Annotated in this window: 11 protein-coding genes and 1 pseudogene; 9 read left to right on the top strand and 3 right to left on the bottom strand. The window is 65.4% G+C overall.

The genetic code is table 11. The annotated features are described in order from the left end of the window. Window positions 1–6 precede the first annotated feature (6 nt). From ACLLJI_RS09100 to ACLLJI_RS09080, 5 genes are all read left to right on the top strand, one after another. Complete coding sequence (locus ACLLJI_RS09100) at window positions 7–2,019, top strand: ATP-binding protein (protein WP_434620535.1); 2,013 nt, start codon at window positions 7–9, stop codon at window positions 2,017–2,019. After that, on the top strand, window positions 2,012–3,364 hold the full coding sequence (locus ACLLJI_RS09095) for a hypothetical protein (protein ID WP_434620532.1): 1,353 nt from the start codon (window positions 2,012–2,014) through the stop codon (window positions 3,362–3,364). Before ACLLJI_RS09100 ends, ACLLJI_RS09095 begins: the two co-directional genes overlap by 8 nt. Continuing rightward, window positions 3,361–5,070 carry a hypothetical protein gene (locus ACLLJI_RS09090; protein ID WP_434620529.1) on the top strand — a complete coding sequence of 570 codons (1,710 nt, stop codon included), beginning with the start codon at window positions 3,361–3,363 and terminating at the stop codon, window positions 5,068–5,070. Before ACLLJI_RS09095 ends, ACLLJI_RS09090 begins: the two co-directional genes overlap by 4 nt. A gap of 53 nt (window positions 5,071–5,123) precedes the next feature. Further along, window positions 5,124–5,327: a hypothetical protein gene (locus ACLLJI_RS09085; protein ID WP_283559139.1), complete on the top strand. Its 204-nt coding sequence runs from the start codon at window positions 5,124–5,126 to the stop codon at window positions 5,325–5,327. A 152-nt stretch (window positions 5,328–5,479) separates the two neighbouring features. Then, window positions 5,480–5,932 (top strand): SRPBCC family protein, encoded by a 453-nt coding sequence (locus tag ACLLJI_RS09080; RefSeq protein WP_434620525.1) that lies wholly within the window; start codon window positions 5,480–5,482, stop codon window positions 5,930–5,932. 155 nt (window positions 5,933–6,087) lie between these two features. On the opposite strand, the gene ACLLJI_RS09075 is transcribed toward ACLLJI_RS09080, so the two are convergent. Continuing rightward, complete coding sequence (locus tag ACLLJI_RS09075) at window positions 6,088–6,303, bottom strand: hypothetical protein (protein ID WP_434620518.1); 216 nt, start codon at window positions 6,301–6,303, stop codon at window positions 6,088–6,090. Window positions 6,304–7,626: 1,323 nt separating this feature from the next. Between ACLLJI_RS09075 and ACLLJI_RS09070 the strand changes: the two genes are divergently transcribed. Genes ACLLJI_RS09070 through ACLLJI_RS09060 form a run of 3 tightly spaced genes read left to right on the top strand, consistent with a single transcriptional unit; the run spans window position 7,627 to window position 9,560 of the window. Continuing rightward, on the top strand, window positions 7,627–8,124 hold the full coding sequence (locus ACLLJI_RS09070) for a Gmad2 immunoglobulin-like domain-containing protein (protein ID WP_434620515.1): 498 nt from the start codon (window positions 7,627–7,629) through the stop codon (window positions 8,122–8,124). Between the two features lie 51 nt (window positions 8,125–8,175). Further along, window positions 8,176–9,255 carry a M4 family metallopeptidase gene (locus ACLLJI_RS09065; protein WP_434620512.1) on the top strand — a complete coding sequence of 360 codons (1,080 nt, stop codon included), beginning with the start codon at window positions 8,176–8,178 and terminating at the stop codon, window positions 9,253–9,255. Continuing rightward, window positions 9,252–9,560: a protealysin inhibitor emfourin gene (locus ACLLJI_RS09060; protein ID WP_434620509.1), complete on the top strand. Its 309-nt coding sequence runs from the start codon at window positions 9,252–9,254 to the stop codon at window positions 9,558–9,560. The genes ACLLJI_RS09065 and ACLLJI_RS09060 overlap by 4 nt, the downstream gene beginning before the upstream one ends. A gap of 78 nt (window positions 9,561–9,638) precedes the next feature. On the opposite strand, the gene ACLLJI_RS09055 is transcribed toward ACLLJI_RS09060, so the two are convergent. After that, the gene (locus ACLLJI_RS09055; RefSeq protein ID WP_434620506.1) at window positions 9,639–9,878 is read right to left on the bottom strand and encodes a hypothetical protein; all 240 of its coding nucleotides are present in this window, start codon (window positions 9,876–9,878) and stop codon (window positions 9,639–9,641) included. Window positions 9,879–10,119: 241 nt separating this feature from the next. Here ACLLJI_RS09055 and ACLLJI_RS09050 point away from each other — a divergent pair. Then, window positions 10,120–10,543, top strand: a pseudogene (locus ACLLJI_RS09050) (DoxX family protein); the annotation flags it as partial. A 99-nt stretch (window positions 10,544–10,642) separates the two neighbouring features. Here the strand turns inward: ACLLJI_RS09050 and ACLLJI_RS09045 are convergent. Continuing rightward, window positions 10,643–10,894 (bottom strand): hypothetical protein, encoded by a 252-nt coding sequence (locus tag ACLLJI_RS09045; RefSeq protein WP_434621373.1) that lies wholly within the window; start codon window positions 10,892–10,894, stop codon window positions 10,643–10,645. Between the last annotated feature and the right edge of the window lie 98 nt (window positions 10,895–10,992).

Raw genomic sequence — 10,992 nt, 5'->3', positions numbered from 1 at the left:
CTGACCGTGTCACCAGCTGCAGTGGCACCAGCCGCAGTGGCACCAGCTGCCGTGGCACCAGCTGCCGTGGCACCATGGACGGCTGTCAGTGCGGATCTGACCGCACGCACCGCACGGATCGCGCGGGAGGTCGCTGCCGTGCTGGAGCTGCATGGCAGCGCGGGCTCCGGCGCTGCCGAGGCGGCGGATTTCTTCCGCAGCTGGGCGGACGGCACCTCGGCGCGGCAGGACCCGGTGGATGCCCCACTCGATGCTCTCGCTGCACGGTTCGCGCTCACGCCGCCGGAGGTGGACCTGCTGCTCCTGGCGGGCCTGCCGGAGGAACACGAAGGCATTGCTGCAACCTTCCGCGGCCTGCACCCGCAAAGTGAACCCCATCCCACCGCTGGACTGGCGGCCCTCATCCTGAACAACACCTTGGTTGCCGCCGATGCTGTGGATGCCCGGCCAGCGCTGCGCAGACTGCTCGCCAGCGGGAAGGCTGTCCGCCATGGGCTGCTCCGGCTGACCGGCAGCGGTACCCTCTTTGAACGCTCACTCATGGCCGCCGATGGTCTTTGGGAGGCCCTGCACGGCCACGATGCCTGGCCTGAACGTCTGCCGCGCGTCAGCACGGGCACTGTACCGCCCGGACTGGAGGGCTGGCTGGTCGGCAGTGGTGCCCGCCGCGCCGTGACTGCGCTGGAGAGGGACACCGTGTGCAGCATCCTGGTGGCCGGAGGCAATGAAAGCATAGCGATCAGCCGCTGTCTCGCCGTCGCCGGGGCCGCGGGCCGACCGATTGTCGCTGCGAGGGTCCGACCGGGAGACACCACGGGCATCGCCCTGCTGGCCGTGCATGCTGCCCTGCGCGGTGCGGTACCTCTGTTGGTTCTCGCGGCCGTCGAACAACCTGACCAGGACCTGCTGGCCGTCGGGGACATTCCCGGGCCTGTGCTGATCTGTTCCGTCAGCACCACGGTTCGTGCCGCCGGCACCCGTCCGGTGCTGGCGCTGGACGCCGCTCCGGTGGGCGTCCCCGACCAGCGGGCGGCCTGGGCTGCCGCCATGCCGCATCTGTCCAGCCAGGCCGCCGGCGTCGCCGCCCGGCATCCGCTGGACCCGGCGCTGATCGCCGAACTCGCCGTCGACATCCTTGCCCAAGGCGGGGAACCCGGGGTGGCGGACGTCACCGCCCTTATCCGTGCGCGGGCTGGCCTCACTCTGCCGCCGGGGGTGCAGCTGCTCAGCCCCACGGTGCCGTGGAATCATCTGGTGCTGCCCGCGGAAGGGGCGTGGCAGCTCCGTGATGCCGTCTCACGGCTGGATTATCAATCCGTGGTGCTCGATGACTGGGAGCTGCGGGACCGGGCACATGCCACACGCGGAACGCGGATGCTGTTCACGGGACCGCCGGGCACCGGAAAGTCCCTCGCGGCCCACGCCGTGGCCACTGCCGCCGTCACGGATCTGCTGCTCGTGGACGTTTCCCGGCTGGTGTCCAAATGGCTCGGCGAAACCGAAAAGAATCTCGCCGCCGCCTTTGACGCCGCGGAGCGGACACAGGCGGTACTGCTGCTCGATGAGGCGGACGCGCTCTTCGGCACGCGCACCGAGATCTCGGACGCCAATGACCGGTACGCCAATCTGGAGACCGCGTATCTGCTGCAGCGCCTGGACAGTTTTGACGGGCTGGTCATCCTCACCACTAACCTGCGCTCCAATATTGATGCAGCCTTCATCCGCCGGATGGACTTTGTGGTGGAATTCCCGGTCCCGGACGCGGACGGCCGCGCGGACCTGTGGGCCCGGCATCTGCCCACGGCTGCGATGAATGGGGACATCGACCTACTGGCCCTCGCCCGGCTTTACCCGGTGCCCGGGGGCTGGATCCGCAACGCGGCCATCGCCGCCGCATACGTGGCGGCCGCCCGGGCCCATCCGATCAGCCAGGAGCATCTGGTGGCTGCCATGAAGCGGGAATACGCGAAGGCGGCGCTTCGCTTTCCCGGCGAACCTCCGAGGAGACGAAATGATTAAGACAGAGTCCACCCGGACCGACGGCTCCACCTGTGGCTGCGATTCCTGCGCGGGAGCGGAGCTTCCGGCCAATCCCTTCGTTGCCCTGCGCGTTGCATACGGAATGCTGCTGGGCGAAGACGACTTCCATGCTCTGATGGCCAACCCCCGCGGCAAGCTGATGCTGCACCAGGCCTGGCTGCACGGGACCGGCGTGGTCCAGGGCCTCGACGTCCGGCGGGACGGCACCCGGAACCTGAAGATCCTTCCCGGGCTGGCCGTGGACGGCGCCGGCCGCGAGCTGTACCAAGGGTGCACCGCCACCTTGGACGTCCGCCTGCTGCTCGACAGGGCCGGGTTGAAGGATCCCCAAGACTGCTCGACGGAGATCATCGATGCCTATTTGGTCGCGTCCTTCGATGCCTGTCCTTCATCCGCCGTCCCGGTATTGGCGGACCCGTGCGATGTCACCCGCAAACACGACGAGTTTTCCCGGATCAACGAACAAGTGACCTACAGCCTGCGCACCAAGCCAGGTCCCGCGGCGGCGGACGGTTACCATCGGGTCCGGGTGCTGCTTGGCCTGGATCCGGTGAAGCATGACGACGACGCCGGACGTGAGGCGCTCGCCGCCCGGAAGCGGGCCGCAGCCGTGCCGCCGGAGGAACGCGCCGGGGCGTTACTGCGCGAGTTCCGCCGGCTGGCGGCCCAGGATGAAATCGAACTGGAGCCGGCACGGAAGGCCGGTGACAGCTATCCCACCCTTTTCCCCGCGGAGGTGGACGAAGCAGGCGTGGTGCTGGCCGCCGTCGTCGTTAACATCCGCGACACCGGCGGCACAGCTGATATCACCGTGGACGTTCCGGACACGTCCGTGCGCAACGTGCTGCTGCCCTCCAACGCCATCCAGGAACTCGTGTGCGGACTGGCCCCGGCGCTGATCGGCGGCACCGCGGCCGTCGACGGCGGCGGCCCACGCGTCACCGGCGACGCCGAGCTGAGGGACAATGAGCAGGGGCAGGGACGCCGCCTGAGCTTCGCTGTCACCGCCGACGTCCTCCCCGCATCGTTGCGCCGGGCCATCGTCATCACCTCGCTGTCCGAACGCGGCTGGGTTGAGGAGGACATTGACAGCGTCCGATATGAGCCGAAGGAACGCCGCGTCATCGTTGAGCTGGCAGACCGGCCGATCAACGATCTGGTCCGGTTAATTGTCCGCGGTACCGGCCCCACCCCCGTCTATGGAGACGATCCGCGGGTGCCCCTGGCCGGCAGGGCGGGCGATCCGCCCGGCACGGCGGAGAACGGGCACGACGCCGTGCTGACCCTTCGCAATCCACTGGCTAACAGGAGGGCCGGCTCATGACTGGCATGGTTGACGAACCCGGCAGCACGCCCGGGCCCACCGTCCCCGGGGACATCACCCGGCTGAACCCGGTGGACGGGCTGTTCCTGCGCGGTGAGCACCTCGACGCCATTCAGGACTACGCCCGCGAGCTGGTCCGCGCGATTGGAACCGGTGCGGGCAGCGGCGTGGTCTACGGGTACACCGCCACCTTGGACGGAGACAATCTGCGGGTGGGACCGGGCCTGGCGACCGACCCGCAGGGCCGGCCGCTGCGCTCGAACACCGAGGCGGTGCTGCAACTGAAGGACCCCCCGGCCCTGGACAGCAGCGGGAACGGTTTCCTGGTGGTGGAGGTGGGGCCCGCCGAGTGGCCTTCCGGGCACGAGAAGGTCTACGGCGAGGTCTGCGGGGACGGCTGCTCCGGTTCCGGTTCCACGATTCAGCCATGGATCGGCGAGGGCATCACCGTTGAACTGGTGGCGCGCAGCATCGAAGGCCTCAATACGGCCGGCTCGGCCCTGCGGCGCAACCGGCTGGCATCCCTGTATTTCGACCAGGAGCGCAGAAACGGCCACCCCTGGCTCCAGCCGGACGGTGAACAGCCGGTAATCCCGGTCACCGGCTGGAACTGGAACGCCGGGGCGCCTGCGGCGAAGGCAGCTCATGTGCCGATCGCGGCCTTGCTGGCGGTGGACGGCAAATGGGTCCTGGATGTCTGGACCGCCCGGCGGGACGTCGATGGTCCGCCGGCCAAAAACGTCTGGCAAAACCGACTGTCGATGCGGCCGTGGAGCACCTTTATGGCCCAGGTCCTGCAGTTCCAGGCGCAGCTGGCCGCCCACGCGTCCGAGCTGGCCCAGTTGGACTTCGATGCCGAAGCCTTCACATCGTTTGAACCACTGAGGGAACTTTCCCTGCGCCTCAAGCTGACCCGTGCCCAGGAGGCGGCCCTCGGAAAGGACTTCCTGGAAAAGGTGGCCAAGGCCGCCAAGGCCCTCCCGCTGACCCCGGTCAAGACCGGCAAATCCCTGCGCGCCATGGGCTTCGAAGAGCTTCCGCCGGCCGGCTACCTGCCCATCCCCAAGGCGGCTGCCAACGTCGAGTCCGCCGTCCGGCTGTTGTTGGGTAACCGGCTGGACTATCGGTTCCTTTCCTGCAGCGCCGACTACGTGACCCTGTCCGTCGATGAATCCCAGCACCGCGACCGGATCCCGCTGACGGACACCAAACACCAGCCGGAGGTCGATATCCTCATCCCCGGGCCGCCGGCAGATGGGCCGGCCTACGGCTGGGTCGCGTTCGTGCACCGGAGCTGCTGCGAGATCAAGGAAACACCGCCGGCCGCCGAACCCGTGGACGTCTACTTCCGGACGTTCGAGGGTGGTGCAGATGAACTGCAGAAGATTTACGGTGACCAGCCGAAGATCGAAGGCAACCAAGCGGCGGAACTGTTGTACCCGCCGTCGGACTGGTCCTATCCCGGCAACAGTTACAAGGTGGCAGTGGCCTTTACAGACTTCCTGAAGAACGAGGGACTGGAAATGCGGGGCTGCGACGTCTATCTGGTCGGCCTGGCCTCCGAAAGCCGGCTTCCGCTCATCGCCGTGCGGGCGTCCATGCTGGCGGCCTCCCTCGATTCCGGCCTGATGGCCCCGGTATTCAGCTTTTCACCAGCCGCAGGCCAGCGGGAGGCGATCATCATCGCCGTCGAACCTAGGCGTTGACCGCAGTGTACGGTCAGGGACCACCCTTGAAAACGGGGGTGTGCATCGTCCGGGTGGAAACGCAATCAGAGAACCTGCTCATTGCCGTCTCTGCCCGGCGGGACATCGACCGCAGCCTTCACTCCGCGTTCGAGGAGCGGCCACGGTACTTCACGGAACCGGACGACGCTCTGGCGGCCATTACGCAGTTCCTGTATTCCTTTCGGGGAACCGACCCGACGGAGGGAAAGCCCGCTGACAGGCACGTCGGACAGTGAGTTGACCGGCATGTACCGGCCGGACATTTCGGTGGGTAACGGGGGCGCCCGGGCATCCGGGAATTGACAATCCGCAGGCATGGGAAGATAATGGCGCCGTACCTGGCCACCGGCCGAGCCGAGCCAGCGGCAGGCGTTCCCAAGGAGTTCCCATGCCTGTGATCGAAGAGAGCGTATTCATCGCCCGGCCGCAGCAGGAGGTCTTCGACTATATTGCTGCAACCAAAAACATCCCCGTGTGGGACTCCTCCGTCGCTCAAGCGGCCCAGATCGGGAGCGACCCGATGGGCATGGGGGTTCGTTCCAGCGGCACCAGCAAGATCATGGGCCGTTCCTTTGAGTGGACTACCGAAGTGACCGAATTCGAAGCGCCCCGTCGGGTCGTCAACCGGTCCGTTGAAGGTAAACTTTCCTTCACGGTCACCAACTCCTTCGAGGCGGTGGAGGGCGGTACCCGGTTCACCTACCGCATCGACGCGGCGTCGGGCCTGGGTGGGGTCTTCGGTCGGCTGGCAGACCCCTTTGTGCAGCGGGCCCAGGCACGGACCGTCCGGGCAAATCTGGAATCGCTGGCGGAACTGCTGACGGAACATCCCGGGGCATAATGCCCAGCCAGTCATCGTGGGTTCGGGCGGTCACCGTCTGAATCCGCACCGCCGCTTTGCCAGGGCGACGGTACGGGGCGGCCCCTGGCCCGTCGGGGCGCAGCGGCGCAAGTTCGGACAAACGCCACAGCTGCCAAGCGGCACGGATCCGGCGGTCAGCTGTCGGCGGCCCGATCGGCTTGAGCCGTGCCGCCGTCGTCGTTTGACTCGTCCGCCTTCTCTTCAGCCTCCTGCAGGTGGCGCTCGAGCTTTTCCTCGGCGTCATGGCGCCGCTGCGCCACGGCCCGCAATTCCTGCGTGGATAACGAGCGCTGCTCCGTGCCCGCCCGCTCCCCAGAAGCCGTCCGGCGTGGATGTTGTTCTTTGCTCATGCAGCATGTTCCCATAGTCCGGAAGATGAGGAAAGGGTTTTCTGGGGGTTTTGGCGTCAGAAGGGGTTCATGGCTTCCTCGTTGGCCTCGCCGCAACGAATAATTGAACGGGGCGCGGCCGTCGGTTGCCAGCGGTCACCTTCAACTCGTCCCGGGAGGGTTGGCAGTAGAAGTCATCTTCGCCGTCCGGATCCATCGGCGCACAGGCGGGGGCGACCGGATTCATGGGTCTGAAACTGGTGCGTTATGACGACGTCACGAGCCCAAGGGACTGATGCCAGTCCCGCGATGACCAACCAGCGGAGCGGCCGCTGCGCGGTTCGGGAGGGGTCGTCAGCCGTCGGTCTTCAGCGACCGGATGCCTGCGGACACAGCGAACGCCCAACCCAGAATTCCGGCAAGCGCAGTCCGCTCCACAAGTCCGAGAAATGCCGGAGGAAGCGGCCGGTGAGGCCAGTGAGACCACGCCAGGAGCTGTGAGCCCGGCAAATAGGCTGCCCGCCCGGGAAATCCGCCGCAACCTCGGGCGGCGCCGGAGCCATGCCGTCAGCACGGTTATGCCCGCCAGGGCAGCCAGAAAGCCAACCCCCGCCACCACCAGATGCACGCTGCCGCCGCGGGTCACCACCGATATGCCCAAGCCACCGGTTCCCGGGCCGGCTCCGGAATCGGCTGGGTGAGTCCCGGCGGGCGGGATATCAGGGGTCTGGATGTCGGAAGGGAAGAAGGCCGGGACCCCTGAGCATAGTCCGCCTATCCCCAGTAGGACCGCGCCTCAGTCCGGAAGTGGGGCCGGTCCCTAGTTCGGCACGCACCACGCAAAGAGTCGTGGCGGCGCGGCCAAGGCAATTCAGATTCATGGTCCAGCCGAACGGACCTGCCACCAGATTGCTTTCCGCCTCACGGATCTTACTGCAGTGCGGCGGCAGCCGTTGAAGCACGATGTCGACGCCAACATAGGCGGCGCCGCCTGCCACCGCTGCCGTGCAGTACCGTCGCCGTGCGCGAATAGCGGCGTCCGGCTGCAGCGGACGTGAAGCACCTCCATGGGCTCTCGCATTGACACCTCGGGTTGAAACTACGACCGTGGAAAAGGTGCTCCCCACCATACCGTTCCCCAGGGACAACCCTATGGATAACCGGACCCCGACGGTCTCGAGGTCAATGTCGGCCACCGACGCGACCTCCAACCAAGGTGATGCCATCCCACGCGGCAGCCCAAGAATGCCCATGACAGTTTAAGAATGCACGACTGTGGCCCCGCCCCTTGCCTCGCGCACGGAACAGGAGCATCCTGAGTTGACCAACCGGAGGGGGCCCACGATGGCACCAAGATTAATTGAAGTCCGTCAGCCGCGTCAGAATGACCTGATCGGGCAGGAATTCGTGATCGCCGGCTTCGGCACCGGTTTTGAGGCGGTGGTCCTCTGGCGCGTCCTCGACGACAACGGACAGCCGCTCGGCAACGGCAACATCCAGGGCGCCGGTTCCATGGGCGTCATCCACGACTTCGGCAACACGGTCGCGCTGGGAAATACCCCCGCCCGGGGCACACATGTGACACTGCAGGTTTTCGGCGACGACCCATCCGGCATCCACCCGCCCGGACCCGACCTGAATATCATCCCGGTCACGCTGTTCACCTCTCTGCAGGGTTTCAAGCTGTATGAAATCAAGAGCGGCGACAACCTGACTAAGATCGCCCAGCAGGAGGGCCAGAACACCACGGCCGACGACATCTTCGAGGCAAATCGGGACCGCATCACCAACCCAAATCTGATCTTTCCCGGGCAGGTTTTCCGGATCCCGCTGCTCGCCTGAAAGCGGACTTCAGCGCATCATAATTCCTAACACCCGTGGAAGGGGAACCTCATGTTAAGAAATCTGTGCCGCCCATGCTGCAGTATTGCTCCACCGGATCTGCTGGCCCGGCTGGCGATCGAGGGGGACGCGACCCAGCGGGAAGCCGCGGTCCGCGCCTTGGCCACTTCTGCGGCCATCCGCTCGCAGCGGGCGGTGATGGGCCGGCTCAACCGCCAGCTCAACCTGAACATCGGGCAGATGATCGGCTTCAGCATCACGCCGGACCGCCGGCTGACCGTTTACGACAACCAGAAGAACGGCAGGTCGTTTCTCCCGGGTGTCCGGGTACGGGATTGGGGGCAGCCGCCTGTCAAGGACCAGGCGGTGAATCAGGCCTACGATGGCAGCTCGGCAACCTATGAGTTCTACCGCGATGTCCTGCAACGCAATTCCCTGGACGGAGCCGGGATGGAGCTCGTGTCCTCCGTCCACTACGGGGTTGCTTTCGACAACGCGTTCTGGGATGGCGGCCAGATGGTCTATGGTGACGGGAGCGGCCGGATCTTCCAGGTCGGTGGCCTGACCCGTGCTTTGGATGTCATCGCCCACGAACTGACCCATGGAGTCACGGAACTCACCGCCGGGCTCGTCTACAGTAAGCAGTCGGGGGCGCTTAATGAGTCTTTTTCGGACGTCTTCGGCTCGCTCGTCAAGCAGTACAGTTTGAAGCAGACCGCAGCCAACGCCGACTGGCTGATCGGGGAGGGGATCCTGGTCCCCCAGCTCGGCAAGGCACTCCGATCGATGAGCCATCCGGGCACGGCCTATTCAGGCGACCGGCAGCCCGGGCACATGGACGACTACGTGGACCTGCCGGATGACAATGACCCGCGGAACGACAATGGTGGGGTACATATCAACTCGGGAATCCCCAACCACGCCTTTTACCTGGCGGCCACGGCGCTTGGCGGTTCCGCCTGGGAGAAAGCGGGAAAAATCTGGTACACGGCGCTTACCACCCGGCTGCGGCCCAACACACAATTCAACGAGGCTGCACAAGCCACCGTCGACGTCGCTGGCAGCCTGTTCAGTGCTACGGAGCAAACCGCTGTCAGGAATGCCTGGCAGGAGGTCGGGGTCCTTTCATGAAACTGACAGTCCGACGGGGAGGCGGCATCGCCGGTATTACAGCACGGACCGAGCTTGATGCGGACGCGTTGCCGCCCGCCGCTGCGGAGGCCTTCGCGGGCGAGATCAGCCATGCGGGAATGCGGGAGCTGAACGATCCCCCCACCCGTCAACGTCCGGATTCCCAACTCTACGAAATTTCCTTGGAGGAGGCCGGCCAACCCTTCAGCGTCCATTACACCGACGAGTCCTTGCCCGAGGATGTACGCCGGCTCTTGGCTTGGGTCGACGGACGCCCGGAACGCGTTGAATCAATCGAACGGTAGATACGTCAACGGGTTTGACGTGTAACTCTGACGCGCGCGCCAGCAGGAATATCTGCAGACCATGCTGCCGCCAGCTTCTTAGGCCGACAGATTTTCATGCAGGCAGAGAATGTTGCCGTCCGGATCACTGAACCAGGCCGCCTTTTCCGATCCGAGAACACAAACGTGATCGGTGGTTTTCAGATCCGGCAGATCGTAGTCCTCGAACGCCACTCCGCGCGTGCCGAGGTCACGGATTGCGGCGGTAATGTCTTGGACCTCGAAGCTGATAGCCGTGTGCCCGGAAGGCTTCGCGGCAGGATCTTCCAGAAGTGCCAACGTTGCGGATCCTTCCAGTCCGAAATCAGGTTCCCATCGGCGGCTTTCCCGCGAAACTCCAGACCGAGGGATTCCTCGTAATATTTCCGGGCGCGGTCCCCGTCCGCGATCGGAAGGATGGTTGTTGCCGGGCTTGATGAAAGGGACATTGCAGCCACCGCCGTAGGAGGAAAGGAACCATAATTATACGTTTGCCCGCAACAAAAAGGAATCGTGGGACAGGCAAATGCAACAGCGGGCAATGGGGGCTACCCCCGCAGTAACCACTGCCGCCCGAACCATCCCGCGCGTCGTCGTCGGCTTTCTTTTCGCTGCACGGTTGGCAGAAATTCAACGAATGGACCATTGCCGGCACCAGACGTCTTCGGCCAGATGGGCGTTCCCGCGGCGGCATCACCGCCCCCCGTGATTGCCACCCTGGAGTTGGTTGGCGGCGTCGCACTGGTCATCGGCCTGCTGGCCCGTCTGATCGCGGTCCTGCTCACCCTGGACATGATCGGTGCACTGGTGTTGGTGCACGCCGGATCCGGCGTCTTTGCGGCCACCGGCGGCTTTGACCTCGTCCTGCTGTTGGGCGCAGCAGCACTGGGACAATTGCATTGCTGGGCGCCGTGCGTTTCTCCGCTGACCATGCCCTGTTCGCCAGCAGGAGCCGGAAACTCAGCGCTCGCATAATCGTGCCGGTCCTGCGGCGCAGATGTTCGGTGCAGCTGAGGGCGGCTCTTCTCTTTGAGGGAGGGTCCGCCCTCGCTGCGCCGGGTGGTTCAGCTCTCCGGTATCCAGATAGCCGCAGCGACCCCGGCCCCGGTAAGATCACCGCAACGCACCAGTTGGGTACCGATCCTCGTCAGCGGGCAATTCGGGCCAACCAGCGCCGGCGCCGGTCCGGCCGGTGTGCCGGGGTCCAGCTGAGCGGATGCCGGGGCCGGTACGACGGCGGCAAACACCAGGAGGGACAGGGCAAGTCCGGTCCAGCGTGGCGCTTGATGTGAAACATACATGATCGTGCCTTCCATTCGATGTGGTCCTGATATCTCTACGTTCCTCCCGGTGCCGGCACCGGGGCATCGGGAATTCCTCCTCAGAAATTCGCCGAAAACCCTCAAATTCCGAG

This window comes from Arthrobacter sp. A5, from assembly GCF_051131705.1.
Lineage (GTDB): Bacteria > Actinomycetota > Actinomycetes > Actinomycetales > Micrococcaceae > Arthrobacter_M.
Note: the sequence above shows the minus strand (reverse complement) of the source record. Positions and strands in the feature narration are given on the sequence as shown.